Annotated in this window: 23 protein-coding genes; 10 read left to right on the top strand and 13 right to left on the bottom strand. The window is 72.0% G+C overall.

Annotated elements, in window-relative coordinates; all coding sequences use genetic code 11:
* Window positions 1-174 precede the first annotated feature (174 nt).
* The 7 genes from AC07BF_RS31745 to AC07BF_RS31775 are packed head-to-tail and all read right to left on the bottom strand — an operon-like array spanning window position 175 to window position 8,458.
* The gene (locus tag AC07BF_RS31745) at window positions 175-2,427 is read right to left on the bottom strand and encodes an MMPL family transporter (protein WP_478334262.1); all 2,253 of its coding nucleotides are present in this window, start codon (window positions 2,425-2,427) and stop codon (window positions 175-177) included.
* On the bottom strand, window positions 2,399-3,622 hold the full coding sequence (locus tag AC07BF_RS31750; protein WP_478334263.1) for a beta-ketoacyl-[acyl-carrier-protein] synthase family protein: 1,224 nt from the start codon (window positions 3,620-3,622) through the stop codon (window positions 2,399-2,401). Before AC07BF_RS31750 ends, AC07BF_RS31745 begins: the two co-directional genes overlap by 29 nt.
* A complete protein-coding gene (locus tag AC07BF_RS31755; RefSeq protein ID WP_350876141.1) occupies window positions 3,619-3,891 on the bottom strand; it encodes an acyl carrier protein in 273 nt (90 codons plus the stop codon). Before AC07BF_RS31755 ends, AC07BF_RS31750 begins: the two co-directional genes overlap by 4 nt.
* 34 nt (window positions 3,892-3,925) lie before the next feature.
* Window positions 3,926-4,921: an NAD-dependent epimerase/dehydratase family protein gene (locus tag AC07BF_RS31760; RefSeq protein ID WP_478334264.1), complete on the bottom strand. Its 996-nt coding sequence runs from the start codon at window positions 4,919-4,921 to the stop codon at window positions 3,926-3,928.
* Window positions 4,918-6,618 (bottom strand): AMP-binding protein, encoded by a 1,701-nt coding sequence (locus AC07BF_RS31765; protein WP_478318572.1) that lies wholly within the window; start codon window positions 6,616-6,618, stop codon window positions 4,918-4,920. Before AC07BF_RS31765 ends, AC07BF_RS31760 begins: the two co-directional genes overlap by 4 nt.
* Window positions 6,615-7,580 (bottom strand): 3-oxoacyl-ACP synthase III family protein, encoded by a 966-nt coding sequence (locus tag AC07BF_RS31770; protein ID WP_400809357.1) that lies wholly within the window; start codon window positions 7,578-7,580, stop codon window positions 6,615-6,617. Before AC07BF_RS31770 ends, AC07BF_RS31765 begins: the two co-directional genes overlap by 4 nt.
* A 53-nt stretch (window positions 7,581-7,633) precedes the next feature.
* Complete coding sequence (locus tag AC07BF_RS31775) at window positions 7,634-8,458, bottom strand: alpha/beta fold hydrolase (RefSeq protein ID WP_363581097.1); 825 nt, start codon at window positions 8,456-8,458, stop codon at window positions 7,634-7,636.
* A gap of 418 nt (window positions 8,459-8,876) precedes the next feature.
* Here AC07BF_RS31775 and AC07BF_RS31780 point away from each other — a divergent pair, with 418 nt between their 5' ends.
* Entirely contained in the window at window positions 8,877-9,551 is a 675-nt protein-coding gene (locus tag AC07BF_RS31780) for a hypothetical protein (protein ID WP_363581095.1), read from the top strand.
* 35 nt (window positions 9,552-9,586) lie between these two features.
* On the top strand, window positions 9,587-10,279 hold the full coding sequence (locus tag AC07BF_RS31785) for a hypothetical protein (protein WP_478334265.1): 693 nt from the start codon (window positions 9,587-9,589) through the stop codon (window positions 10,277-10,279).
* Window positions 10,280-10,504: 225 nt separating this feature from the next.
* Here the strand turns inward: AC07BF_RS31785 and AC07BF_RS31790 are convergent, their stop codons facing one another.
* Together AC07BF_RS31790 and AC07BF_RS31795 are read right to left on the bottom strand one after the other, a co-directional pair.
* Entirely contained in the window at window positions 10,505-11,341 is an 837-nt protein-coding gene (locus AC07BF_RS31790; protein ID WP_478334266.1) for a DUF4190 domain-containing protein, read from the bottom strand.
* A gap of 879 nt (window positions 11,342-12,220) precedes the next feature.
* Window positions 12,221-13,348, bottom strand: a complete 1,128-nt coding sequence (locus AC07BF_RS31795; RefSeq protein WP_478334267.1) for an FAD-dependent oxidoreductase — start codon at window positions 13,346-13,348, stop codon at window positions 12,221-12,223.
* Window positions 13,349-13,473: 125 nt separating this feature from the next.
* Here AC07BF_RS31795 and AC07BF_RS31800 point away from each other — a divergent pair, with 125 nt between their 5' ends.
* Window positions 13,474-14,067, top strand: a complete 594-nt coding sequence (locus tag AC07BF_RS31800) for a TetR/AcrR family transcriptional regulator (RefSeq protein WP_363622051.1) — start codon at window positions 13,474-13,476, stop codon at window positions 14,065-14,067.
* Between the two features lie 22 nt (window positions 14,068-14,089).
* Here AC07BF_RS31800 and AC07BF_RS31805 read toward each other — a convergent pair whose 3' ends face one another.
* Window positions 14,090-15,481 carry a sporulation protein gene (locus tag AC07BF_RS31805; RefSeq protein WP_478334268.1) on the bottom strand — a complete coding sequence of 464 codons (1,392 nt, stop codon included), beginning with the start codon at window positions 15,479-15,481 and terminating at the stop codon, window positions 14,090-14,092.
* A 334-nt stretch (window positions 15,482-15,815) separates the two neighbouring features.
* On the opposite strand from AC07BF_RS31805, the gene AC07BF_RS31810 reads away from it, so the two are divergent.
* The 5 genes from AC07BF_RS31810 to AC07BF_RS31830 all read left to right on the top strand — a co-directional run bounded on the left by AC07BF_RS31810 (window position 15,816) and on the right by AC07BF_RS31830 (window position 20,910).
* Window positions 15,816-17,129, top strand: a complete 1,314-nt coding sequence (locus tag AC07BF_RS31810) for a UDP-glucose dehydrogenase family protein (protein WP_478334269.1) — start codon at window positions 15,816-15,818, stop codon at window positions 17,127-17,129.
* A 443-nt stretch (window positions 17,130-17,572) separates the two neighbouring features.
* On the top strand, window positions 17,573-17,962 hold the full coding sequence (locus AC07BF_RS31815; RefSeq protein WP_363630863.1) for a hypothetical protein: 390 nt from the start codon (window positions 17,573-17,575) through the stop codon (window positions 17,960-17,962).
* Window positions 17,963-18,362: 400 nt separating this feature from the next.
* Window positions 18,363-19,661: a glycosyltransferase 87 family protein gene (locus tag AC07BF_RS31820; protein WP_363581079.1), complete on the top strand. Its 1,299-nt coding sequence runs from the start codon at window positions 18,363-18,365 to the stop codon at window positions 19,659-19,661.
* A 157-nt stretch (window positions 19,662-19,818) separates the two neighbouring features.
* Window positions 19,819-20,001, top strand: a complete 183-nt coding sequence (locus AC07BF_RS31825; RefSeq protein WP_363581077.1) for a hypothetical protein — start codon at window positions 19,819-19,821, stop codon at window positions 19,999-20,001.
* Window positions 20,002-20,247: 246 nt separating this feature from the next.
* Window positions 20,248-20,910: a PIG-L deacetylase family protein gene (locus AC07BF_RS31830; RefSeq protein WP_478334275.1), complete on the top strand. Its 663-nt coding sequence runs from the start codon at window positions 20,248-20,250 to the stop codon at window positions 20,908-20,910.
* A gap of 46 nt (window positions 20,911-20,956) precedes the next feature.
* Here AC07BF_RS31830 and AC07BF_RS31835 read toward each other — a convergent pair whose 3' ends face one another.
* Window positions 20,957-21,589 (bottom strand): peptidase inhibitor family I36 protein, encoded by a 633-nt coding sequence (locus tag AC07BF_RS31835; protein ID WP_363581075.1) that lies wholly within the window; start codon window positions 21,587-21,589, stop codon window positions 20,957-20,959.
* Window positions 21,590-21,983: 394 nt separating this feature from the next.
* Between AC07BF_RS31835 and AC07BF_RS31840 the strand changes: the two genes are divergently transcribed.
* Window positions 21,984-23,117 carry a DUF4185 domain-containing protein gene (locus tag AC07BF_RS31840; protein ID WP_400809377.1) on the top strand — a complete coding sequence of 378 codons (1,134 nt, stop codon included), beginning with the start codon at window positions 21,984-21,986 and terminating at the stop codon, window positions 23,115-23,117.
* Between the two features lie 170 nt (window positions 23,118-23,287).
* Window positions 23,288-23,668, top strand: a complete 381-nt coding sequence (locus AC07BF_RS31845; RefSeq protein WP_363581071.1) for a VOC family protein — start codon at window positions 23,288-23,290, stop codon at window positions 23,666-23,668.
* 272 nt (window positions 23,669-23,940) lie between these two features.
* Here AC07BF_RS31845 and AC07BF_RS31850 read toward each other — a convergent pair whose 3' ends face one another.
* Window positions 23,941-24,732: a nucleotidyltransferase domain-containing protein gene (locus AC07BF_RS31850; protein WP_400988977.1), complete on the bottom strand. Its 792-nt coding sequence runs from the start codon at window positions 24,730-24,732 to the stop codon at window positions 23,941-23,943.
* 310 nt (window positions 24,733-25,042) lie between these two features.
* Window positions 25,043-25,813, bottom strand: coding sequence for a hypothetical protein (locus AC07BF_RS31855; protein WP_478334270.1), 771 nt, complete (start codon window positions 25,811-25,813; stop codon window positions 25,043-25,045).
* Between the last annotated feature and the right edge of the window lie 262 nt (window positions 25,814-26,075).

The raw sequence follows: 26,075 nt of genomic DNA on the forward strand, positions 1-26,075 counted from the left end.
CGCCCACACCCTTTTTGGCGTTTTTTCCGTCAACACCCCCCTTGGGGCGCTTGGGTGGACCATTTCTGCTGTTTTTTTTTCCCCCCCCCCCCCCCCCCCCCCCAGCCCACCAGTGCTCCGAGCCCGCTCCGCACGCCTCCGAGCGCCAGGCCCGCCCGGAACCCACTCGTACGCTCACTCCACCGCTTCCAGGCCCGGCAACGGCGCCGGACGGGGCCCGCTCGGCGCCGCCGGCCGCCGCAAGCGCGGTGTCCACCAGTTGAGTTCGCCGAGCAGGCGCATGGTGGCGGGGACCAGCAGCATACGCACCACGGTGGCATCGACGGCCACGGCCACCAGGACACCGAGGGCGATCTCCTTCACGGTGACGACGGGGCTGGTCGCGAAGGCCGCGGCGACCAGCACGATCAGGGCCGCCGCGGCCGAGATCAGCCCTCCGGTGCGCCCGAGGCCGGTCACCACGGCGCTCGCGTTGTCCATGCCGCCGCGGTGGAGCTCGCGGATCTGCGCGATCAGGAAGAGTTCGTAGTCGACGGAGAGCGCGAAGACGAACATCAGCATGATGGCGGCCTCCAACGCGCCGACGTACCCGGTGGGTTGAAGGCCGAGCAGCCGGGCGCCGTGGCCGTCCTGGACGGTCCAGGTGACGGCGGAGTAGGCGATGCCGAGGGACATCGTCGTGGTGATGACGGCCTTGACCGGGACCAGCAGCGACCGGAACGCCAGGAAGAGCAGGCCGAGCGTGACCACCAGCAGGTACCCGACCAGTGCCGGGAGCCTGGCCTTCAGGGTGTCCAGGACGTCGACGTTGGCCGCGGCCGGTCCGCCGACCAGGACCAGGCCGCCGTCGGGCGGGTCGAGCGCCCGCACGGCGCGCACCAGTTGCTCGGCGGCGTGAGCGTCCGGAGCCGCGTCGGTGGCGACGGTCAGCAGCGCGCTGTGCGCGGTGCTGACCCGCAGCCGGACGTCCTGGGCGCCCGGCAGTCCGGCGAGCCGCTCCTGCCAGCGGGCCAGTTCGGCCTTGCCCGGCTCGCCGCCGATGTCGTCCCGCAGGTGGGCGACGACCTGGAGTTGGTCGAGCGCGGCCGCCGGGAAGTCCTCGTGCAGCAGTTCCTGGGCCCTGCGGCTGGCCGCCCCGGCGGGCAGGGTCCGCTGGTCGCTCGCCGCGAGGTGCAGCCCGACGACCGGGGCGCTCAGCACGGCGATCACCGCGACGGCGGCGGTGAGCCAGGCCCACGGGTGGGTGACGGCGCTCCGGCCCAGCCGGTACCAGAACCCCGTCTCCTGGTCCGCCGCCCAGGCCCGTCCGAGACCGGCCCGCCCGAAGCCCGGCAGCCGGACGCACCCGGCCTCGACGCCCGGGCCGAGCACGGCCAGTACGGCGGGCAGCATGGTGAGGCTGACGGCGCCGGCCAGCGCGACGGTGACGGCGGCGCCGATGCCGAGGGAGCGGGTGATGGGGAACGGAAGCAAGGTCAGGCCCAGGACGGCGAGCGAGATGGCCGTCGCGGAGTAGAGCACGGTGTGCCCGGCGGTGGCCATGGTCGCGGCCACGGCCCGGTGCGGGTCGCCCCGGTGGCGCAGCTCGCGCCGGAAGCGGACGACGACGAACAGGGCGTAGTCGACGGACAGCCCGAGAGCGATCATGACGACGACGTTGCGGGTGACGTAGCTGACCGGTACCAGTGGGGAGAGGAGCCGCAGCACCGCGAAGGACATCGCGAGGCTCGCGCCGGCCACGGCCAGCGGCAGCAGGGCCGCGGCGAGGCTGCCGAAGAAGAGCAGGAGCAGCAGGAACAGCAGGGGGAAGACGTAGAGTTCGGCCCGGGTGAGGTCGTCGTCGACGGTCCGGTCCAGGTCGGCCTCGAGCGGGACCTGCCCGGCGTAGGCGACGGTCAGTCCGTCGGCGTGCAGCAGCCGGCGCAGCCGCTCGTAGGAGGCGGTCTTGGCCTGGTCGCCGGTGCCGGCCAGTCCGACGACCACGCAGGCCGCGTGCCCGTCGGTGGAGAGGAGTTCCCGCTTGCCGGTGTTCCAGTAGTGCTGGGCACCCGTCAGCACGGATCTGGGCACGGTGGCGAGCGCGGACCGCACGGCTTCGCCGAACTCCAGGTCGTCCACGGTGAGGGTTTCGCTGCGGAAGACCACGATCGTGCTGGTCCCGCCCGCGTTGTAGTGGTGTTCGATGACTTCGAGCGCCCGGCCGGACTCGGCCCCGGGGTTGGTGAAGCCGCCGTGGGACAGTCGCGCGGGCAGCCCGGCCCCGACGACCGCGGCGACGGCCAGTAGCAGGGCGGTGGTCCACAGCACCGCCCAGCGGTGGCGGGCGACGAGTGCGCCGAGCCTGGCCCCGCTGCCGTCGGGCGGCGCCGGGGTGGTTCGGACCGTGCCCGCCCGGGGGTCAGTCCCGGCGCAGGGCGAGGACGACATTGTGGCCTCCGAAGCCGAAGGAGTGGCTGAGCGCCGCGTCGATGCGCTGCCGGCGCGCCGTCCCGGTGACGCAGTCGATGTCGAACTCGGCGGTGTCGGGGGTGAGGTTGGCGATCGGCGGCACCAGTGCGCGTTCGATGGTCAGCACGGTGAGCGCCGCCTCGATCGCTCCGGCCGCGCCGAGGCTGTGGCCGAGCACGCCCTTGGGGGCGGTGACGCTGGGCCGGTGCGGCAGGGTGCGGGCGATCAGGCCGGCCTCGGCGGCGTCGTTGAGCGGGGTGGAGGTGCCGTGGGCGTTGACGTGGCCGATGTCGCCGGCGCCCAGGCCCGCGCTGCGCAGCGCCGTACGCAGCGCCTGTTCCGCACCGGCGGCGCCCTGGGGCGGCGCGGTCGGGTGGTGGGCGTCGTTGCTGGCGCCGTGTCCGGCGAGCACGGCGCGCGCCCGGGCACCGCGCGCCTTCGCGTCCGCGGCGCGCTCCAGGACGAGCACGGCGGCGCCCTCGGCCAGGACGAAGCCGTCCCGGTCGGCGGCGAACGGCCGGGAGGCGCCCGGCACGTCGTGCCCGCGCGCCGACAGGGTGCCCATCCGGTGGAACCCGGTCGCCACCAGCGGGCTGAGGGCGGCTTCGGCGCCACCGGCCAGGACGATGTCGCAGGACCCGGCGACCAGCAGGTCGTGGGCGATGGCCAGCGCCGTGGCACCGGAGGCGCAGGCGGTGGCGCAGGCGAGCGTGGGACCACGCGCGCCGAACTCCTGGGCCACCTCGCCGACGGCCATGTTTCCGATGACCATCGGGATCACCGTCGGCGAGACGTGGGCCGGCCCGCGCTGATGGAGTCGGCGCAGCTGGTCCTCCCAGTGCGGCGCGCCGCCGAAGCCCACCCCGAGCACGACGGCGACCCGGGCGCCGTCCCACCCGCCGGTGTCCAGTTCCGCGTTCTGGACGGCCTCCCGGGCCGCGAGCAGCGCGAGCTTGCTGAACCGTCCGATCCGCCATGCCTTCTTTCGCCCGACCGCCGTGTCCAGGTCCATGGCGGGGATGCGGCAGGAGAACGTCACCGGGGCGGCGTCGAGGTCCGGGTCCGGTGACGCGGTGGGTGTGCCGGCGCAGACCCGCTGCCAGGTCTCCTCGGCGCCGAACCCGGCCGGGGTGACGAGCCCCAGGCCGGTGACGGCGATCTCGGGGCGGTTCACGCGACGGGTTCGGTCGCGTCGCCGAGTCGGGCCTGGACGATCCGGGCGACGTCGATGAGCGTGCTCTGCCGGTCGGCGTCCTCCTGGCTGATCAGGATGCCGAACTCGTCCTGGAGCACGAAGGCGAACTCGGCCAGCGCGAGCGAGTCGACGTCCATCTCCTCGAACGTGGCGTCGGGGCTGATGACGTCGGCGGATACGCCGAACCGCTCGACGAGCAGGGTCTGGGCGGTGTCGCAGACGTCGTCCACGGAGAGCGTCGTGTCCATCGTGGTTCCTTTCCGGAGTGTGAGGGGGGCGGGCTCAGCCGCCGGTGGTGCGGTGGTGACGGGTCAGTTCGGCCATGGCCTGGTCGAAGGTGGTGGGCGGCTCGAAGCCGAGGTCGCGCCGGGCCGCCGTGAGGTCGAACCAGTGCGGCCGGGTGAGCTGGTGGAGCAGGAACCGGCTGAGGCCGTGGTCGGTGTGGCGGCGGAGCACCGTCGTGGTGGCGTCGGCCAGGACGGCGGCGGCCAGGGCGACGGGGTAGGGCACTGGGCGCCAGCTCGCGCGGCGTCCGGCCGCGGTGAGGAGCCTGGCCACCACCTCGCGCAGCGGCCGCGGTTCGCCCTGGGCGATGAAGTAGGCCCGCCCTGCCGCCGGGTGGCCCGGTCGCAGCCGGTCCAGCGCGAGCAGGTGGGCGTGGGCCGCGGTGGCGAGGTGGCAGGTGTCGACGAGGTTGGTGCCGCGGCCCGGCATCAGCAGTCGCCCGGTTTCGGTCGCCCGCAGCAGGGCGGGCAGGAAGTGCGGGTCGCCGGGCCCCCAGATCAGGTGGGGCCGCAGCACCGTGGTCGCCAGGTCCGGGCCGTTGGCGGCGAGGACGGCCGCCTCCGCCTCGGCCTTGGTGCGGGGGTAGGCGGCCGAGTGGCTCCGGGGCCCGGGCAGGGACTCGTCCGCTCCCGTGACGCCCTCGGGGGTGAAGGCCACGCTCGCGGTGGAGGTATAGACCAGTTGGCGGATGCCGAGGGCGCGGCAGGCGGTCAGCACGTGCCGGGTGCCGTCGACGTTGACCGTGCGGTACGGCCGCTCGGGGCCCCGGACGCCGGCCAGGGCCGCGTTGTGGATCACCGCCTCGCACCCGTCGAGGGCTCGCCGGACCGTATCCGGGTCGGCGATGTCGCCCAGGTGCTGACGGACCCCGAGGCGCTCCAGCTCCGGACTCCAGCGGCGGTTCAGCGAGACCGCCACGTCGCCGCGCCCGGCGAGGCGGCGGCACAGCTCCAGGCCGAGGAAGCCGCTGCCCCCGGTGACCAGGATCCTCATCGCCCGCCTCCCAGCACGCCGCCCGGGCGTCGTCGGCGCAGCCGGCGGCGGGCCCAGCGGGCGAGGCGGTCGCGGTCGACGCGCGAGTTGTGCCTCGGGTCGGTGGGCAGCCGGTGGTGGAGCAGGACGGTGGAAACCCGGTGGCCGCCCGGCACCGCCGACAGGGCGTGCCGAAGCCCCTGGAGGACGGCCGTCGCCGAGTTGGCCCCCGATGGCGCCAACTCCACGCACAGCACCGGCCGTTGACGGCCTGCGGGCCCGAGGCCGATCAGCGCGGTGCGGCCGATGCCGGGCACCGCGTCGGCGATCCGCTCGACCACGGCGGTGTCGAGCGCGAACCCGGCTCCGTGCACCCGGTGCGCGGAGCGCCCGAGGAACCACAGCCGGCCGCTCTCGTCGAGCCAGCCGAGATCGCCGGTGCGGTGCAGTACGTCCTCCCCGGTGCCGACCTTGGCGGCCGCGTTCGCTCCCGGGCGGGCATGGTAGGCCCGGCTGACCTGCGGGCCGCCGACCGTGATCTCCCCGTAACTCCCTTGCGGCACTGTCCGGTTGTACGACACGGGGCCGACCGGCACCAGGACGTGGGCCGCGATGCCGGGCACCGGGCGGCCCAGGCAGACCCCGCGGTGGGCGTGCAGCGGTTCCGCGTGCGCGGCGGCCAGTTCGGCGCTGTCGATCACGCTGACCGGCAGGCATTCGGTGGCGCCGTACGCGCTGAGCAGCGTCGCCTCCTCCGGCAGCGCCCGGCGCAGCGCACGCACCAGCCGTTCGGACGGCGGGGCGCCGAAGGAACAGGCCAGCCGCACCGGGGCGAGCGACAGACGGCCGTGCTCGCACTCCCCGGCCAGGGCCCGCAGCACCGCCGGGGAGGCACACACCACCGAGGTGAAGTGTTCGGTGACGGCGCGCGCCAGGTCGGCGCCCCGGGTGCGGGCCGGTCTGAGGTGGTCGATGGCCGGGACGACGGTGGTGGCGCCGGTGGCGGGCCCGAACAGGGCGAAGGGCAGGAACCCGGCGAGCAGCACCTCGCCCGGGCCCAGCCCCAGCAGCCCGGTGAGGGAGCGGACCTGGGCGGCCAGCTGCCGGTGCTCGTACTCCACGCCCTTGGGCACTCCGGTGGAGCCGGAGGTGAAGGCGATCAGCGCGAGCGAGGCGGCGGGCGGCGGGCTCGGCCATGACGGTTCCGGCCGCTCCGTCTCCAGCTCCGTCTCCAGCTCCGGCCGACGCGCGCACCACGCGCGCCACGCGCGGCCCGTGAGCAGTGAGACGGTGACGTGCGGGCGGGCCCAGCCGAGCAGCAGCCGGGCCAGCTGGGCGAGCGGGTCGCCGATGAACACCTCGGGCCGCGTCTCGTCCAGACAGGCCCGCAGCGCCGGACGGGGCAGCGCCGGGTCGATCAGCACCGGCACCGCACCGAGGGCGAGCAGCCCGTACACGGTGGTCACCAGGTCGTACGGGTCGCGGGCCATCACCACGGCCTTCTGCCCGGCGCCGACGCCCGCCTCGCGCAGTTCGCGGATGCGCGCCCGGCAGGCGGCCTCCAGCGTCGCGAAGTCGACGGTGTGCCACCGGCCACGTGGAGCGGTCCAGACGAGCGCGGTGCGGTCCGGCTGCAGGCCGGCCCAGCCGGCCAGGTGGGCGGCGAGCGTCTCCGGCCAGGCGTCCCGTTCCTCGGTCGCCCCGGGGACCGCGCTCACCACCGCAGGGCCATGACGCCGAGGCTGGTGCCGCTGGCCAGGCCGAGGATCCCCACCAGATCGCCCTCGTGCAGCCGGCCCCGCTCCTGCGCGAGGACCAGCTGCAGCGGGATGGTGGCGGTGGCGACGTTGCCGTAGTCGGGAAAGGTGGGGATCACGGCCTCGGCGGGGATGCCCGCGGATGAGCAGAGGTCGCGGGTCATGGCCGCCGAGGGCTGGTGGACGCAGAACAGCGCACAGTCGGCCACGGAATCGATCAGTTCGCCCGCGGCCTTGAAGGCCTGTCCCCGCAGCTCCGCGAAGGAGGCCGTCAACGCGGCGTCGTCGACCTCCAACTCGTGCATCCGGCCGGTGGCGTACGGGCTGCGCAGTACCGCGCTCGGCCACGCGGCCGGGTTGGCGAAGAAGCGGCTGCCGAGGATGCCGGGCCGTTCGCTCGCCTCCACCAGCACGGCCGCCCCCATGTCGCCCAGCGTGAGACTGGCCAGCGCCGATGCGAGCCGACCGCGGTCCGGAATGCGCCAGCGGGTCATCCGGCTGGGCACCTCCCCGGTGACCACCAGCACCCGCCGGTAGGAGCCGAGCCTGATCAGCGCATCCACGCTCTCCAAGGCGCTGAGCACGCCGTTGCAGGCGTTCATCAGATCGAAGACCGGTGCCGTGACACCGAGCTTGGCGGCCACCACGTTCGCGGTCGCCGGCTCGTCGAGGTCCTTGCTGATCCCGGTGTAGACGAGCAGGTCGACCGCCTCGGGCGGGAGGCCGGCGTCGCGCAGGGCGGCGGCGCCCGCCCGGGCCGCCAGGTCCGAGGGCATTTCCTCCGGCGCCGCCACGCACCGCTCGCGCAGCCCGAACATGTGCTCCAGCAGTCCCGCCGGCAGCGCGGCCCCGGGGCTCTGCCGGCGCAGCTCCTCCTCGATCTCGCGGGAACTCTGGCGGGCCTCGGGGACATGGACCCGCACGAGACTGATCCTGCTGTGGGGCGAGGGCATGAGCACCTTTCCGTGATGGTTCGTCATCGTGTGGACAGGAAGCGCCGAAGCGGCCTGATCAGGGAATCGCCGGCGTCCTCCAGGACGAAGTGGCCCGCGTCGGCGAAGGCGTGCACCTCGGCGTGCGGGAGTCTGCGCCGCCACTCCCGCAGGACGAGCGGGGTGAACACCGGGTCCCGCAGGCCCCAGCCGATGAACACCGGCAGCCCGGCGAGGTCGGCGCTGTCGTCACCGGGATCGACCAGGGACCAGGCGGGGTCCGCGCCGCTGCGCGGGATCTGCCGCAGGAAGTCCCGTACCGCGCGGCGCTGCCACGCGCCGCGGTACGGCCGCAGGTAGGCGGAGCGGACCTCGGCGGGCAGCGGCCGGACCACTCCGGCGCGCAGCGCCGCCCGGGGGAAGACGTTCAGCAGGTGCGCCGCCTCGCCGAGCGGTCGGACGTCGCGCAGCAGGGCCAGCGAGCGCGGCAGCCGGTAGCCCTCGGGCCAGCGGAAACCCACGCTGTTCAGCACGACCAGCTTCGTGACCAACCCGGGATGCCGCCTCGCCCACGCCAGGCCGATCGGCCCTCCCCAGTCGTGTACCGCCAGGGTCCAGCCCGCCGACGGCGCCCGGCCCTGCTCGATCAGGTGGGCCGCCAGCGCGTCGAGGTGCTCCAGCCGCTCCGCGAGCGGAATCGGACCGGCACCGGTCCTGCGCTGAGAGAGCCCCATGCCCAACTGGTCCGGCACGATGCAACGGAAGTCCTCGGCCAGCGCGGTGATAAGACGCCGCCACAGATATCCCCACGTCGGGTTTCCGTGCAGCATGAGCACGACGTCGCCGGATCCGTGGTCGACGTAGTGCAATCCGGATTCCGCCTCGCGCCGCCAGTGCTCCGCACCCGGAAAACCGGGCAGCCGATCCACGGCCGGAATCCGGGGGCCGCCGGGCGGAAGAGGTGGACTGGGCGGCATTGATGTCTCCCCTCATCCGTCGGGCGACCCGGCGGGCCGACTCTGAAAAGGTCTGCCGCAGAACGTAGCCCGACACCGGCGGAAGACCCGGCAGGCACACGCCGCTATCCCTCGACTGCCGGACATTAAAGGTCGTTCACGATCTTCAGTAGCAAAAAGGAAGCTCCATAGGAGCCCGAGGGCGCACTGCGGCAGTCGGGTCAATGTCGCACCGCAAAGACGAATCCGGCTCCGCCCGGATCGCACAGCGCCCCACTGGCGGTGATTCTGACAGCAGCAGTTCGTATACATAAACAGAAGGAGAGCAACTATGGGCGCTCAGCCCACCGCCCCGGGCACGCCGTCGGGGCCGCACACCAGAAATCTCTCGGTCCGGCGGTGGCGTCTCGCCACCGTTCCGCTCGCCCTGGTCGCCACGGCCGCCGGTGCCGGCCTGCTCTTCCAGCAGGCCGCCCCCACCCGGGCCGCCGCCAGCGAGTCCACCGGCCACCGCGACACTCTCCTGACCAAGCTCACCTGCTCCGGGCAGGCCGTCGGCACCAGCAGCGCGCCGATCACGAACACCGCCGGGACCGTGTCCCTCTCCTGGGTCGGCACGTTCGACGAGTGTTTCGCCGAGAACGGCGGGCCCACGGACGTACTGTCGGCGACGTTGACCTTCGCCGGCACCGGCACGCTCTCGTGTTCCTCCCCCAGTACGTTCAGCGGCACCGAGACCATCACCTGGTACAGCGGACTGAACCAGACCGGCAGCGTCGTCGGAACCTCCACCGTGACCACCAACGGCGCACAGGACGTCGAAGGCGACCCCGCGCGCGGGGACATCCTCAACTCGAGCGACGGCACGGTGTCCCTCGGCAGCAAGGTCCTGCCGCTCGCCGGCGTCCTCGCGACCTTCGAGCCCACCAGCGACATCAGCCACTGCTCCAACGGCCTGAGCAGCCTCACCGCGAAGCACGACGCCCAGTTCTCCGAACTCCTCTGACCCTCAGCCGCCCGACTTCACAGAACAGGAACACCATGCCCTTGCACTCCTGGGACTCCGACCCCGTGCCGACGCGTGAAGCAGCGCCGTCCAGGCCCCGCCGGTGGCGCCTGGCCGCCGTCCCGCTCGCCCTGGCCGCCGTGGCCGCCACCTCGGCCGTGCTCCTCCAGCAGCCCGCCCCCGCCTCGGCCGCCGCCGACACGCCGGTCGTGACCGACGGAGCCAACGGGACCGCCGAAACCCGGGCCAACCCCCTGGTCCGGGTCCTGTGCGCCGCAGAGGGTACGATCAACAGCACCATGCCGATCACGGACACCCCCGCCGCGGTCGACCTGTCCATGAACAACGGCACCACCACGAGGTGCCTGACGAAGAACGGCGGCCCCAACGTGTCCGCCGGAACGATCACCCTCACCGGGTCGGCGACCCTCTCCTGCAAGCAGCTCGGCCAGCTCACCGGCACCATCGTCGTCAACTGGGCCGACGCGAACGGCAACCCGGCCGGCACCTCCACCATCAACGCCGCGGGCATGCAGGACGTCGAGGGCGACCCCTCGAAGAACGAGATCTCCAACAGCCTCAACGGCACGGTGTCCCTCGACAGCTCCGTCCTGCCCGGCGCCACCGTCACCGGCACCCTCTTCCCGGGGGCCGACATCACGGACTGCAGCAGCGGGACCATCTCCAGCCTCCCGGGAAGTCGCATGATCATGCGCTTCAAACTCTGAGGCTCCCTCGACACCCGGCCGGGGCGTGGCACGTGCCGCGCCCCGGTCTCGGATCATCCGGATCAGGAGTTCCGCCCGAAGCAGTCGCCGATCACCGCCGGACGCCCGGCCCGACGCTCTCGACGCCGTTGGTGGACGGGGTGAAACGAGCCAGGTGACGGCGACGGCAGGGTGGTGGCAGGTCATGCCTCCTGCGCAACAGGCTTCGGGGGGAGCGGCCCCGGGTCAGCTCGGAGAGCCGGACCAGATGACGTCCTTGCGCAGCCGACCGAGACCGTAGTCGAACTGGACGGAGAACCGGTCGGCCGCGCTGCCCGGCAGGGCGTACGCCGTCAGACCGGCGGCCTCCTCGCCCGGGGCCAGCGAGCCCTTGAGGATCTTCATCCGTCCGCTTCCGTCGATCAGCGTGAAGACGAGGTTGCCCTTGGCGTCCCTGATGGTGGGCAGCCCCGACCCGTTCAGCGAGACCTCCTCCGACCCGGTGTTGACGACGGTGATGCGGACCTGGATGATCTTGGCGTTCTTGGGGGTGTCCGACACGCTGTCGCTCGGAACGTAGGGCGTCGGCGCGGCCATCGTGACCTTCAGGCCGTCCCCGTACGTGTAGGACTGGCCGAACGACAGACGCCGGGCCCTCTCGTCCGCGGCCGCCTTCTCCTGCTCGGCCTCGGCCCTCTTCCGCTCGGCCTCGATCCGCTCCCGCTCCTTCGCCGCCCGCTCGTTGGCGGCCTGAGTCGCGGCATCGGCGCGAGCGCGCGCGGCGTTCTCCTCCGCCCGCCGTTCCTCGTCGGCCGCCTGCACCCGCGTCACGACGAACACCCCGGCGCCGACCGAGACCAGCAGACCGGAAATGCCCAGGATCACGCCCGCGAGCGCCATCGCCCGGTTGGTCGCCAGGCCCTTGCGGACGTAGCCCAGCCCGATGGCACCGAAGACCACGGCGAGCAGGGCCGGCAGCCAGGACAGCCAGAAGAAGATGACGGCCAGGCTGAGGACGCCACCGACGATCCCGAGCACCATGGCCGCGGTGCCCAGCCCGTTGCGAGGCTGCGGCGCCGGCATCGGATACGCGTACGGCGGCCAGTACGGGACGTTCGGAGCCGCGACAGCGAGCGCGGCGGGGGGCGCGGCAGGGGGCGCGGCAGGGGGCGCGGCAGGGGCAGGGGTAGCGGTCGGGGCAGGCACCGTGGCCTCGCCCTGACCCGGAGCCTCGCCCTCGCCCTGACCCGGGCTCGGTGCCGCCCATGCGTTGGTGTCGGCCGGCCCCTCGGCGGACTGCGGGCTGTCGGGCGGGGCAGGAACGGTCATGCAAAATCCTTCAAGCGCTTGAGATGATGAGCGGCTGTTCAGCCTCGACGCCAAAGGATCACCTGATCCCCCGACGACAGCGACCGAATTTCCGCGAAGCGATCACCACCCCAGGCCGGATCCGCGCGTCGACACCCTGGGACGGGACACCGACAGGGTCGGCGGGTGATCAACATACAGGTGCCCGGTGACAGCTCCGACGTCGCGGTCCAAACTCAAGCCAGGAACGGGTCAAGCCACCTGAAAGGGAAACACCCGCCATGGCCATCAGGACCGCACCCGTCACCGGGACCAGCCGCCCGGCCGGACTCGGCTTCGCCGTCGCCCGCGAGCTCGCCGAACAGGGCTACCACGTCATCCTCACCGCCCGCGACCACTCCACGGCAGAGTCGCCGGCCGCCCGACCGCACCGGGACGGGCACCCACCCCGAGCGACAACGTGCACCCAATCCCCAGTCTCAGTCGCTTCAGTCCCTGCCGCCGCCCTGACCTGCGTGAATACGCAGCGACCAAAGGGCTCGGACAGCCCGTGGAAGCCGACAGTCGCTCGACCCGGCCCGGACGACTCCAGCCGTGAGCGCCCGAAACAGCCGGTGCCTGAGCTGAGACAGCCAGAGCGCGAGTGGAGTCGGTTCAGGGGGCCGTCGCGGGAACGAGGTGGTCGAGTCCCTGCGCGCTGCCCGTCGCGGCCTCGATCGAGCGCGGCAGCATGATGCCCTCGTAGGCGCGGACGGCGTCGTCGACGCTGGGTTCGGTGGCGAGGGCGTGAGCGAGGTCGGAACCGTCGAGCATGGCGAGATTGGCACCCAGACCGACCGGGGGCATCAGGTGCGCGGCATCGCCGAGCAGCGTGACGCCGGGGACGTGCTGCCAGGTGTGCGAGGCGGGCAGGACGAACAGGGGCCGGCTGACGAACCCGCTGTCGCTGTCGCGCAGGACGTGGCGCAGGCTCTCGTCCCAGCCGTCAAACGCCCTCAGCAGGTGCGTCCGCACGGCCCGCTGGTCGCCGAGGTCGATACCGGCGGCCGTGTGCCAGTCCTCCGGCACGCGCAGCGCGATGTAGGCGCGGATGTGGCCGTTGCTGTTGCGCTGGGCGACCAGGGACCTGCCGACGCCCTTCGCCAGCATCGATCCGCTGCCGACCAGCCGCGCGAGGTCGGGGTGACGGGTGTCGCAGTGGTCGAATCCGGTCTCGACGAAGGTGACACCGGTGTAGCCGGGTACGGCGGGCGACAGGGCCGGGCGGACGCGCGACCAGGCGCCGTCGGCACCGACCACCAGGTCGAAGTCCTCGGCGGTACCGTCGCCGAAGCACAGCCGGCAGGTGCCGTCCGCCAGCGGGGTGACCCCGCTGACGGCGCGGTCCCATCGCACCGTGCCCTCGGCGATCGACTCCAGGAGCAGGCCGCGCAGTTGGCCCCGGTCGATCTCCGGCCGGCCGCCGTCGGCGGAAGGCCCCTGCTGCGCCAGGAGCGCGGCGGTGGCGAAGTCGAGCACGCGCCACGCGTCTCCTTCGGGGCGGGCGAGGGCGTGGAACCGGTCGAGGAGCCCCGCCGCGCGCAGGGCGGCCTGGCCGGTGTCGGCGTGCAGGTCGAGGGTGCCGCCCTGCGGGCGGGCGTCGGCGGATGCCTCGCGTTCGAAGACGGTGACGGAGCGACCGTGCTGCTGCAGGACCCGGGCGCAGGTGAGGCCGCCGAGGCCGGCGCCGACGATCGCGATGCGGGGACGGCGGGGATCACGGGGATTGCGGGCAGAGTTCATGGGAGTGCCCCTCGGGAGGTGGGTGGGCCGTTGGGAGGCCCGACACCACCAAGAAAGCACACTCGCTAAATAAGCGCAACGACTAAACTTTTGCAGCGGATGCACTATGCCGATATGGTGGGCACGTGACCGAACCGACCGGGCGCCGCGAGCGCAAGAAGGCCCAGACCCGCCAGTCCCTGGCCGACGCCGCACTCGACCTCTTCCTCGAACACGGCTACGACCAGGTCGGCGTCAAGGACGTCGCCGAGGCCGCCGACGTCTCGGTGACCACCCTGTTCAAGCACTTCTCCGGCAAGGAAGCCCTGGTCTTCGACCAGGAGGACGACATCGAAGCAGCACTCGTCGCCGCCGTACGCGAACGCACCCCCGGCACGTCGATCCCGCAGGCGCTGCGCGAGCACCTCCTGCTGACGCAGACCCAGTTCGCCGTCCACACCGCGGACCCGCGGTTCGCCGACTTCACGCGCATGGTGCAGGAGACCCCCGCGCTGCGCGACTACGCCCACCGCATGTGGACGCGCCACGAAACCGCCCTGGCACGAGCCATCGCCGAGGCCGTCAACGCCCCCGAGGACGACGTCAGCTGCGCCGCCCTCGCCCGTTTCGCCCTTGAGAGCCGCAGCCTCATCCTGCGGCACGCCGAACCGCGCCGAGCCGCCGACGAGGCCTTCGCCCTGCTCGAACACGGCTGGGCAGCCTCCCACCCGGGCACCTGACCCGGCCGCGCGGCCTCTCGCCCTATGCCGCGACGCCGGGTTCCCTGCCGGTCCGCCGGAGGAACTCGACGACCCGCGGCTCGCGACGCCAAGGGGTGAGCGCGGTGTTGAACTCGCGGACGTAGTCCTTGGCCCGGCTGGACTGGACACGGGCGAGGATGTCGACGGCCTGGTGGCCGAGCGCGAGGCCCTGGTCCAGGTCCTTGCTCTGGAGGTGGGCGGTTCCGACGATGGCCAGCCGCATCCCGACCGAGCGGGTGAACACCCCGGGCGACATGGCGGCGGCCTGCGCGTTCCACGCGAGGGCGGCCTCGGGGTGCTTCAGGTCGCGGAAGATCTCGGCGGCATCGGCCGAGAGCCGCGCGTGGTGGTAGAAGTCGATCCACGCCGGCTCCTCGGCGCCGTCGCGGGCCTGGTCGAGCAGGCTCTCGGAGGCGGCGAGCGCGGCGGAGGCGGCCCGGGCGTCGCCGTCCCGGGCGTGGGCCCGGGCCTCGATGAGCTTGGTGAACGCGAGCACCCTGGGGGCTGCCCGGCCCTTGGCCCGCTCGAAGGCGCCCTGGGTCATATCGATGGCCTCGCCGGCGAATCCCCTCAGCAGGGTCTGCATGGCCATCGTGGTCAGGACATAGCAGCCGAGCTGGACGTCGCCGCCGGCCCGGGCCAGGCGGAGGGCCTGGATGAAGTGCCGTTGAGCGACCTCGTGTTGGCCGACGTCGAAGGCGGTCCAGCCCGCCAGGCGGGACAACTCGGCCGTCGCGGAGAACAGTTGGCGGCCGACCTCGTCGCCGAAGGAACCGTTCAGGAGCGGGACCGCGCGTTCCCGGAGGCAGGCGGTGACGGAGTCGGCCTTCCAGTTCCCGCCGCCGTATCTGGAGTCCCAGCGCCGGGCGTCGTCTGCGGCGTCCCGCAGTTCGGCGAGGTCGGCGGCGCCGACCCGGCCGCGGCCGCGGTGGGCGGCGGTGTCGTCGGCGGGGGTGACCAGCCAGCGGGTGACCGGGGTGGTGAACGCGGAGACGGCGAAGCCCGCACCGGTGAGGAAGTCTCGGCGGTTCACGCTGCTCCAGAACGAAGTGGCCGTGCGCACGGCCTCGGCGGGGTCCCTCGGGAAATCCCACCCCATCGCGGCGTCCGGTGTCCCGGCATCGGCCATACCGATCTCGCCGAGTTCCACGGGCCGGCCGAGCCGCTCGCCGATCGCCCGGGCCAGCAGCTTCGGCACGGGCCAGTCCGGCACCATGCCGCGCGCCGTCCAGTTCACAACGGACGTGTGCGTGTAGGTCGTGGTCAGCCCGGCTTCGTGGGCGAGCTGGTTCACCCGGTGGGCCAGCGATTTGTGGCTGGCGCCCTCGCACTTGTCGATCATCCGGGCCAGTGCGTCGTTCGGCGGCTTGGTCCGGCGGGTGGTCGACGCCACAACGTCCCCCTCAGTCGGTCCCCGCACGGGCACGGGGAAGTCGTACGCGGCCCGCCACGAGAAGTCGCGTGTCCGGCACCCGAGGCCGGATCACCGAAGGTAGGGCATCCGTCGCTCATGGTGAATCGGATGCACGATGTGTGAGCCCCCCTGCGAGCCCTCCCCGCACCGGCTGCCAGACGGTTGCCTGGTGCTCCGGGCCTCCGCCGGGACCTGCGGAAACCTCCTCCCGTCGGGGCCACCACCGATTCACGCTCAGGGGTGACAACCGGATGCGCGGAATCGCAGGACCGGCCGGCGCGGACGCCGCCCGCCCCTTCGGAAGGACACGTTCGTGAAACTCACCGTGATCGGCTGCGGCTACCTCGGCGCGACCCACGCCGCCGCGATGGCCGAGCTCGGCCACCAGGTCCTCGGCATGGACACCGACACCGACAAGGTCGACGCGCTGAACAAGGGCCAGGCCCCGTTCGTCGAGCGCGGCCTGGACGACCTGCTCGCCGAGCACACCGCCACCGGACGGCTCCGCTTCACCGCCTCCTACGCGGAGGCCGCCGACTTCGCCGACGTCCACTTCCTGGGCGTCGGCACCCCGCAGCGGGACGGCAGCGGCGCCTACGACCTCACCCACCTCCACACCGCCGTCCGGCGCCTGGCCCCCGGGCTCGGCGACGGCGCGGTCATCATCGGCAAATCGACCGTCCCGGTCGGCACGGTCGCAGAGCTGCGGCAGACCCTGGACGAGCACCTCCGCACCGGGGTGAGCGTCGGCCTGGCCTGGTCGCCGGAGTTCCTGCGCGAGTCGTTCGCCCTCCTGGACACCCTGGAGCCGAACCGGATCGTGCTCGGCGTCGAGGACGGTGACACCGGCAGCGAGGCCGCCTTCCGGCAGGTCTACGCCGACATCCTGGCCGCCGGCTCCCCGCTGATCGTCACCGGCATCGCGACGGCCGAGCTGATCAAGGGCGCCGCGAACGCCTTCCTCGCCACCAAGATCTCCTTCATCAACGCGATGGCCGAGCTCTGCGAGCTGGCCGGCGCCGACGTCCGGCAGATCGTCCTCGCCCTGGGCTACGACCACCGGATCGGCGCCGAGGGCATGCGGCCCGGCCTCGGGTTCGGCGGCGGCTGCCTGCCCAAGGACCTGGCCGGGTTCACCTACCGCGCCGAAGAGCTCGGCGCCGACACCGGCCTGCTCCGCCAGGTCGCGGCGATCAACCGGCGCCGGCGCGAGCACACCGTCGAACTCGCCCGCGAAGTCCTCGGCAACGCCGTGACCGGCCAGCGGATCGCGGTCTGGGGCGCCGCGTTCAAGGCCCACACCGACGACATCCGCGACTCCCCGGCCCTGGCCGTCGCCGACGCCCTCCAGCGGGCCGGCGCCGAGGTCACCGTCCACGACCCCGCCGCCATGGACAACGCCCGCAGGGCCTACCCCCGGCTCGACTACGCCGACGACCCCACCCAGGCCGTCACCGGCGCCGAACTGCTGCTGCACCTGACCGACTGGCCCCAGTACTCCGACGCCGACCCGGCCGACCTCGCCCGACACATCGCCGTCCCCCAGGTCATCGACGCCCGCGGCACCCTCGACGCCGCTCGCTGGCGTGCGGCCGGCTGGACCTTCCGCGCCCTCGGCCGCCCCTGAGCAACGCGGAGCCCCGGCAGCCACGTGTATCCCGTCCGACTCTCGCGAACCTGCCTTTTGAGCACGGCCGCAAGCACCGCCCCACCCCATGGCCATCACTCACAGCCGACGGCCATGGCGGGCCGACGCCGCACCCGGCAGGATGGGCCCGTGCCGAAGAACCCACCGAAATCGATGCAGCACCACCTGCGTCGGTGCCTGAAGGGCCACGCCCGTGAACGCCGGCCCCACGTGAACGCCGTCACGGTCCGCCTCCGAGCCGGATTCGCCTACGTAGCAGCCGAATTGCCCACCCAGGAGCCCCAGCCTCCGTGGTGCCGGTGCTTCACCACCGGACTGCCCACCGGTTCCCCCGAAGAGGCACTCGGCTGCGCCTGCGGTGTGCACCCGGGCGACCCCGCCGGTCCGCCCCCGTTCGACACGGCAGCCCGGACGACGCGGGCATGATTCCTCTCCCTGCGCTGCCCCCGGGGGCCACGTGGCGCGGCACCGGCACAGGTGTCTTCTACTACGCGGCCCGGGTCGAAGGGCACTGGTGGGTCCTGCGACTCAACGACTTTCCCGAGCATCCCCTCTACACCTTGTTCATCGACGCACGGGTCATCGGTGACGTGGCCGATGATCCGGCCGTCTGGCAGCAGTCGCCGCCTTCTGCGACGCTCCCCGTTCTCTCCGCGCCGGAGCGCACGGAGGTACTCCACCTCATGGCCGGTCTCGGCCCCTACGGCGCCGAGGCCGGCGCCCCGTGCACAAGCGACTGGTGCACCTGCAGCATCCTCACCGACGAATACGCGGCCCAGCTCAACACCCCTCCACCGACTTCTGCGGAGTAGCAGTAGGAGGATCGGCGGCCGCAGGCGCTGTGGGCCGGCGTCGAAGGGTCCGCCCCGGGGCCGGTGTCGTCCGTGCCGCCCGGGTCGGCTCTTCTCCGTGTCCTGACGGTCCGGGGCCAGCAGAGTGCCGGTGGACACGGGCGCCTATGATCGGCCGGGGGCGGATCCGCCCGTTCGCGCACCACCCGCCGGATGCCACCGTCGGGGCCGGCTCACGGGAACGGATCACGGGAACGGGCCACGGGGGCGGACCAAGGGGTGGGGCACGGAGGGCTTTCGGGTCCGGCTGCCGCCCTGCGGACGGGGCTCCCCCGCGGAGGGCCGCGGTACCGGCCTCGCCGTCCGACCCACGACACGCACCCCGGCCGGCCCACCGCACCGCCGACCCGAATGGAGACCGATGTCCGAGATAACCGCCGAGGAGCCGCGCCAGCGCACGGCCGACCCGACGGTCCTGATTCTGGCCGCGATGGCGGCGGTGATGGCCGCGCTCTCGGTCCGCATCCTGATGCTGGACAACGAGTCGACGGACTTCTACTACTTCCTCGGGCCCTGGTACCAGTACATCGCGAACAACGGCGGGTTCCACGCTCTCAGCGGCACCGGCTTCTCGGACTACAACGTCCCCTACCTGTACCTGATGGCCGCGCTCACCTACCTTCCGGTGGCCGCGCTGACGGGTATCAAGTGCGTCTCGATCCTGTTCGATCTGGCACTGGCGTACTACACGTTCCGCATCGTCTCCCTGCGGTCGCCGCAGCAGCCCTGGCGGGCCCTCGGCGCGGCGGTGATCGTCCTCTTCCTCCCCACGGTCGTGACCAACAGCGGCTGGTGGGGCCAGGCCGACGCGATCTTCACGACCTTCCTGGTCGGCGGCGTCTACCACATCCTGCGCGACCGGCCGTGGTGGGCCTGCTCGTTCTTCGGGATCGCGCTGGCGTTCAAGCTCCAGGCGGTCTTCCTGTTCCCGCTCCTGCTCGTCCTGGTGCTGGCGCGACGGATCCCGTGGCGAAGCCTGCTGGCCCTTCCGGCGGTGTACGTGGCGCTCGACATCCCCGCCGTCCTGCTCGGCTCCGACCCCTGGCAGCTGCTGACGGTGTACGCCCGGCAGCCGGACACGTACAAGGACCTCACGCTCAACGCGCCATCGGTCTACCAGTTCGTCTCGGTGCCGTTCGAGGAGCAGGACGCCGTACGGCACGCAGGTGTGCTGGTCGCGGGCGCGCTGGTGCTGGTGCTGATCGGGCTGGCGGTCTGGGCCATCCACCGCGCCGGCGGGGCGGCGGCGCTGAAGGCCGGGGACGGGCGGGAGGCACCGGCGGTACGGGAGGGGCGGCCCGAGCTCACGGACACGGGGATCCTGCTGCTGGCCGCCGTCTTCGCGATCGCGGTGCCGTTCCTGCTGCCGTCCATGCACGAGCGCTACTTCTACGTCGCGGACGTGATCAGCGTGATCATCGCCTTCCAGCTGCCCCGGCGGCTCTGGTACGTGCCGGTCCTGGTCCAGTTGTCGTCCTTCGGCAGTTACCTCAAGTTCATCGCCCCCAGCGTGTCGCCGTACCTGTCGATGCCGGCCCACGGCGCGCTGATGCTGCTGGCGCTGATAGCCGTACTCCGGGCCACCATCGGGGAGTTCCGGCGCTCGTGGACTCCGGGCGACCTCGAACCGGCCGCAGGGGCGGCGGCGCTGACCGCGTAGGTTCGCCGGATCGCCCGGTCACACGGCTTCGGACAGTGACCTTCCTCCCTCCCGCGGCATGATGGCCACCTCTCGCGTCAACCACGCTTGACGCGAGAGGTGGCCATCATGCCGTGGCGGCACGGGAGTTGACCACGGGCGCTCTACCCTTGGGGCCATGAAACAGCAGTACGTCACCATGGTCCTCGCAGGCCTCCTGATCGGAATCCTCGCGTTCGGCGCCGGCTGGTACACGGCCCGCGCCCGGGAGACCGCTCCGGCCCCGACCTACATCACGGTCACGCCGGAGCCGGTCACCGCGGGCACGATCTCCCCTCCCGCCTCGGAAAGTGTTCGGTAACCGATCAACATCGTGGCGTGATGCGCTGGCGGCGATCTTCGCGGCGGGGTGTCCGCGAAGATCACCGCCATGTGTGTCCCTTCGTGCAGACCTTCCTATGACTCGTCGTGGGCGGACGCCCAGTGGGCGGTGATCGAAGCGCCGCTGCCGGTGCGCGATCCGCGGCGGGGCCGCCGGCTGCTGTGATGCGGAAGGAACCGGCCAGCACTGGCCGCGCCTGGCGCCCACGCGGCGACGGCTCCCGCGATCTTCGACTCGCCGCACCAGGACGACGAGGCGATCGGGCTCGCCGGTTCGATCCTGGAGCACAAGGCCTCCGGGCGACCGGTCTATCTCGTGCTGGTGACCCGGGGCGAGAACGGCGGGCTCGCCCAGTACATGAATCAGGGCACATGCCAGAGCCTGGGAAACAACTGCTCCGCCCCCGGGCACTACCACGCACTCGGCTGGGCCGAGACCTGGCCGACCCCTGAGTTCGTCGTCGGCCGTACGGCCGAGTTCAAGCTCTCCGCCAAGGCCCCGGGCGTCGCCAAGGTCATCAACTTCGACCTCTCCGACGAGGCGAACGGCGACTTCGACGGCTTCGTGCAGAAGGTCATCGCCAAGGTCCGCTCGCTCGCCAAGCAGTACCCGGGCGCCTCGCACAAGTTCGCCGCGGGCCGACTCGACGGGAACCCCACGCACAAGGCATGCAGCGACGCCGCCTCCTCCTACGTCCTCGACATCCCGGACGCCCACATGGCGAAGAAGCGTGCCTCGATCCTCGCCTCCAACACATGGGACCCCAAGCGGAACCTCTACGCCCTCGGCTACCGCAGCGTGCCCGTCTGGATGGAACAGTCGCACTCCGACCCGCGGGAGTTCGTCCGCACGCTCCCCTCGGACTACAAGCCGGGGCCGGTGGCGTAGCCGAGTAGCCGGTCGGGGCCACGAGCTCAGCCGGCGCGCGGTAGGGCTACTGACGAACGGCCCAGAAACGGTCGGCCATGTTGTCGAAGCCGACCGACGCGGACAGGGACTCCGGCGGCTCCTTCCAGAGCATCTGCCACTGGCCGTCGCCCGGGTCGTTGTCCACGATCACCTCCAGGCCGCGGGCGGTGTTGACCCAGCTGCTGGTCTGGTCGCGGAACCCGTAGTCGGCGAAGTACACCGGCCTGTCCTCGTGGAAGAGGTTGAACTGCAGCCTCCTACCGCCCCAGTTCTTGTCGGCGTAGAAGCAGTAGTAGGAGGGTTCGCTGGTCGGGGCCGGGCACTTCTTCCAGTCCGCGCCCCTGGCGGACCGACGGTGGTGGTCCCCGCTCCACGGCGGAGCCTGCGCCTCGCCCGGCAGCGGCAGGACCACCACCGCCCCGTCCGGGTACGTGATCTCGTTGGCGGCGGTCTGCTTACCGTCCTTGCTCGCGGTGAGTTGGGCGTCCACCGCCTGCTGCAGCAGGTCGCGGTCACCGCGGGCCAGGTTTCTGATGGCGGGCCGCGCGTCCTCACCCGTACTGGGCGCGGCTGCGGCCCGCGCCCCGAGGGGCGCAGCCAGGAGCACGAAGGCCACGACCCCACGAACGAGGAGACTGCGGACTTGAGAGTGCGTCATATTCCAACGGTAGCGATACGCATACGATATGTGATGCTCGCGTCTCGATCAGGGGGCGTGAAACGGCACGCACGCGCTGATCGATCGAAACCTGCGCCCGGGAGAGCACTTGCTGCTCACCGCGCCCGTCCGGGATCGTCCGGGATCGGGTCACGGAGCGGCCGGTGGTGGGCGGGCCGTCCGGCTGTGGACGTTCGGCCCCACCTCCCGTCGGCTGGTCCACGTCCGGATGCGGAACTTCCGTGTGGCATAGCCAATTTGGGTGAAGGTTTGCCCACCGGTCGACGGGAGGGCGACGGGGCGCCGTAGCCTCGGTGGCGACCCGTCGCCGCCGAGGTGCGCGATCCGTTCGGAGCCACGGGAATTCGTCGACTCGGAAAGGCCATCGACAGAAATGACACTCTCATCGGGCTCATCGGGCGGGACCGACGCGACGGCCGGCGGGCCCTCCCGCCGGAAGCTCCTCAAGATCGGCATCGGCGTCGCCGTGGGGGCGGGGGCCATCGGCTCGGGTGCCCCAGCGGCGGTCGCCGGCGGCCCGAACGACCCTCCGAGCCCGACGGTCGCGACCAAGGTGAAGAACCTCAGCGGACCGGTCGAGACCGGGCCGTTCGCCTCGCCGTGGACCGACCTCGGCATCCCGGTGCTGTGTCCGGACGGCACCATGCTCTTCGTCTGCGGCGACACCTTCGACGGCGCCCAGGTGGGCGCCGCCGACTGGCGTGCCCCGGTCGGTCTGCGCTCCAGCAGCGCCGACCTGAACAACCTGCGCATCGACGGCAGCGTCGGCGGCAGCCACGCCAACAGCCTGGTCGACGAGCCGCACAACCCGGTCGGCGACAAGGCCACGACGGCGATCCCGTCCGACGTGTTCGTCGTCGACGGCGTGATGTACATGCACCTCATGCGCGGCGTCATCTACGACACCCACCACACCGACTTCTGGCGCTCCACCGACAACGGTGAGACCTGGCAGTACCTGTGCCAGTGGCCGGGCGACCTGTACGGCGGCCAGTTCCAGCAGAAGACGTACGCCGTGGCCGACGACGGCTACTGCTACGTCCTGTCCACGGTCTTCAACCGCGACGTGGAATCGGGAATGCTGCTGCACCGGGTACGGAAGGAGAGCCTCGGCAATCCGGACGCCTACGAGCCGTGGGGCTACGCCGACGGCGGGTGGCGGTGGAACGCGCCCGCCCCGACGACCGTCTTCGGCACCCGCAAGTGGGGCGAGATGTGCTTCCGCGCCATGGACGGCAAGTACGTCCTCACGTGGCTGAACATGGACCAGCTGTCGATCAGGGCGATGGTCTTCGCCCTTCCGACCTCGGACCTGACCACGACGCTGGAGCAGGCCATGATCCTCCCCTGCGCCCCGGGCCAGGAGGTCGCCAACCTCGTCGCCAGCCCGTACGGCGGTTTCGTCATCCCCGGCTCGACGTTCGGCAACTTCCACATCGTCGTCAGCCAGTGGTACGACCCGACGAACTACCGGATCATGCAGTACCGGATCAACATGCTGTCCTGAGCCCGCTCCGGCTTCGGGCCCGATGCCGCCGGCCCGGCGTCGGCCCGGAAATCATGTCGACCGCGCTCGCCTCGTCCGGTACGGTCGCGGGGTTGTTTTCGCTGCCGGGAGCCCGTGCGGTTCGCATGCGGTCTCCCCGGCGGTTCCCCGGCTGAGAGCAGGTATTCGTCATGGCGTGTCGTATCGGTGAGCTGGTGCTCGGTTGCCGCGACCCCGAGGTGCTGGCACGGTTCTGGTGCGAGGTCCTGGACTTCGTCGTACTCGGTCGCGAGGACGACGGCTCGATGGAGATCGGGCCGCGCGAAGGGTTCGGCGGTGCGCAACCGACGATCTTCCTCAGCCGCCGGGACGAGCCCGAGAAGGGCAAGTCCCGCCTGCACATCGACGTGAACCCCACCGACCGCGATCAGGACGCCGAGCTCGAACGCCTTCTGGCGCTCGGCGCGCGCCCGGCCGACATCGGCCAGACCGGGCAGGAGCAGTGGCATGTCCTGACCGACCCCGAAGGCAATGAGTTCTGCCTGCTCAAGGCTCGCATCGACCCGCTCTGATGCTCATCGGCCACGGCTCGGCGCCAGGTTCCGGACGCCCGGGGCCTGCCGCGAAGTCCGGTGCGGCGGGGGTGGCTTGATCGGTCTCGAATCTGACGTGGCGAAAGTCTTGTGCAGATTCGACAAGCTGACCAACCGCGTCCACTTCTGCACGGTGAACCCGAAGGAACGAACCAGCTGATTCCGCCGCCCGGTGGTTCGCTGCTCGCATGATGGCGTGGAGCCGCTGACGGGCCGCCAGGGGCGAGGCGCCCGGTTCGAGGTGTGTGCTGCTACTCGGTGCGGCTCCGGAGCGCGGCGAGGGTCTCCTCGACCAGCAGCCGCGCCTCGGCCACTGTTGCCGCCAGCAGTTCGGCGCTCTCTCCGGGCGCCCCCAACAGGTGGCGGACTCGCGGGCCGAAGCCGGCTGGCGCGGCCGGTAGCGTCTCGGCGGCGGCCAGCGCGCCCTTCTCGTTGAGGCACCAGCGCCGGTCGGCGGCGAACATCGCTTGCACCAGCACGCCAACGGCCCGGGAGAGGCAGAGCGAGACGTACAGCGTGTCCGCCCGTGCCGCGCCCTTCGCTGCGGCGCCGACCAGGAACTCCGCCTCCCAGGCTCCCGCCGTCAGGGCCTCTCGCAACGGCTCGGGGTAGGTCGCGGTCTCCTGTTGAAGGTCCGTCAGCTCGCGGGCTGGGTCGGCCAGGACCTGGCCGAGCGCCACCTCGCCCGCGTAGCAGGGCGACCAGAAGCCGAGGGGATGCCCCGCCTGCACGCCGACTTCGTACCGACCCTCGCGGCAGTCCGCCCACACCTGCTCGACCCGGTCCACGTCCCGCAGGATCCAGTCCACTGCCACGCCGTCGACTCGCAGCCACGCGCCGCCGTTCACCCACGGCCCCCAGCCGCCCGGGCCGGCCACCTCCACCTCGGAGCCGGCCAGCGCGCGCAACGCGGCGAGATCGAGCCCGCCACGGTAGTAGACGCCGAGGTCCCAGTCCGAATCCGGCCGGTGCTCTCCGCGGGCCCGGCTGCCTCCGAGCATGACTCCGACGACGCCCGGCACCTCGGCCAGGCGGTTGGCCATCTCCTCGATGATCGCTCGCACGGGGCGAGTCTGGCACTCACCAACGCGTCGGGCCAGCCGTTTCCGCCGGAGGCCATCGGATGCGAGGGCTTCGAGGGCTTCGAGGGCTTCGAGGGCGGGTGCCCCGGCGGCAGACGATCCACGCGCGTCTGGTGACGAGCGCGGGAGGGAACGGCCGATCCTCCGGAGCCATCGGGCGACGGAGCCGACACCCGTCCCCCGTGTCCTGTGACAGCACTCCAACGCCCCGCTCACCACCCCGAACGGACACGGTGAGTGTGGCCGAGCCACCCGAGCCGTGGGCCGGCTGTCAGACGCAGCGGGCTTGCAGGTCCGCGGCGGAGTACCGCTTGCTGATCTTGCGCCCGGAGTCGTCGCGCAGGAAGAAGTACCACTGCTGATCCCTGTGGTGCCAGACCTTGTCCCGGACGGTGCCGCAGTGGGGGGTGCGGTTACGGTCATCGAGCACCACCTGCGCTCGTTGGCCGTCGTGGAAGGCGGGCGCGGGTATCTCGACACCGCCCGGACTCAGCACGGCTGCGCGCGCCCGGTCGGTGAGCTGGTCCGCTTCCAGAGCCGAGTGAAGAACCGACCAGGCACACGACCGATCGTGGACGGTACCGAACGGAACCAGCTCATGGAGCTCGAAACGGCGGCTCGGCTCGGCACTGAGCCTGGCGGACGCGTGCAGGAGCATCGGCACCTCGGCCCAGCCCCCGGACGGAAGCTCCCGATACACCTCACCCGAGGCACCCATGGCGGCCAGAACGTCGGGCGGGACCAGAGGATGACGGACGTAGGCCTCGACAACCGCCAGACGCAGGTGCGCGGCAGGGATTCGCCGGCACAAGGCCACCAGGTCACCGGGTCTGGTGATCAGGTTGATGAACGTGTGGTCGACGAACCGCTGGGCATCGAGGTGCTGCTCGCCACGTGCGTGGATGATGTCGACGGCGTCGGCGAACGCTGCGGGGAAGAGGTCTTCGTACGCCCATAGCCGGTAGGCGTTCAGTCGGTCGGCGAGCAGCCGGAGGCGTTGCTGGGCCGACAACGACATCAATCCATGGACGTCGATGTCCACTCACCTTCTCCCATCGCGGTCCGTGCCGGCGCTCGCAGTGTAGGACACCCTTTCACCGCACGATCGGTGTCGGCAGCCAACACCTGAAGGAAGGCGGCACGTTCATCGAACGCGCGGCGGTCCTTGAGGTGCCGGTTTCCGGGGTCGTTGGGTCGGCGCCGGTGGTGGGGGGGGGGGGGGGGGGGGGGGGGGGGGGGGGGGGGGGGGGGGGGGGGGGGAGCGACAACGGGGTGGGAGGACGGGGGAGCGCGAGAGCACTAGC

This window comes from Kitasatospora sp. NPDC043950 (assembly GCF_056435345.1).

Coding starts and splice junctions, on each gene's coding strand:
- AC07BF_RS31835 (WP_363581075.1), bottom strand. CDS start 21,589: ATGACGCACTCTCAAGTCCGCAGTCTCCTCGTTCGTGGGGTCGTGGCC.
- AC07BF_RS31745 (WP_478334262.1), bottom strand. CDS start 2,427: ATGTCGTCCTCGCCCTGCGCCGGGACTGACCCCCGGGCGGGCACGGTC.
- AC07BF_RS31820 (WP_363581079.1), top strand. CDS start 18,363: ATGTCCGAGATAACCGCCGAGGAGCCGCGCCAGCGCACGGCCGACCCG.
- AC07BF_RS31850 (WP_400988977.1), bottom strand. CDS start 24,732: ATGGCCAACCGCCTGGCCGAGGTGCCGGGCGTCGTCGGAGTCATGCTC.
- AC07BF_RS31780 (WP_363581095.1), top strand. CDS start 8,877: ATGGGCGCTCAGCCCACCGCCCCGGGCACGCCGTCGGGGCCGCACACC.
- AC07BF_RS31795 (WP_478334267.1), bottom strand. CDS start 13,348: ATGAACTCTGCCCGCAATCCCCGTGATCCCCGCCGTCCCCGCATCGCG.
- AC07BF_RS31790 (WP_478334266.1), bottom strand. CDS start 11,341: ATGCCGGCGCCGCAGCCTCGCAACGGGCTGGGCACCGCGGCCATGGTG.
- AC07BF_RS31825 (WP_363581077.1), top strand. CDS start 19,819: ATGAAACAGCAGTACGTCACCATGGTCCTCGCAGGCCTCCTGATCGGA.
- AC07BF_RS31785 (WP_478334265.1), top strand. CDS start 9,587: ATGCCCTTGCACTCCTGGGACTCCGACCCCGTGCCGACGCGTGAAGCA.
- AC07BF_RS31815 (WP_363630863.1), top strand. CDS start 17,573: ATGATTCCTCTCCCTGCGCTGCCCCCGGGGGCCACGTGGCGCGGCACC.
- AC07BF_RS31760 (WP_478334264.1), bottom strand. CDS start 4,921: ATGAGGATCCTGGTCACCGGGGGCAGCGGCTTCCTCGGCCTGGAGCTG.
- AC07BF_RS31755 (WP_350876141.1), bottom strand. CDS start 3,891: ATGGACACGACGCTCTCCGTGGACGACGTCTGCGACACCGCCCAGACC.
- AC07BF_RS31845 (WP_363581071.1), top strand. CDS start 23,288: ATGGCGTGTCGTATCGGTGAGCTGGTGCTCGGTTGCCGCGACCCCGAG.
- AC07BF_RS31840 (WP_400809377.1), top strand. CDS start 21,984: ATGACACTCTCATCGGGCTCATCGGGCGGGACCGACGCGACGGCCGGC.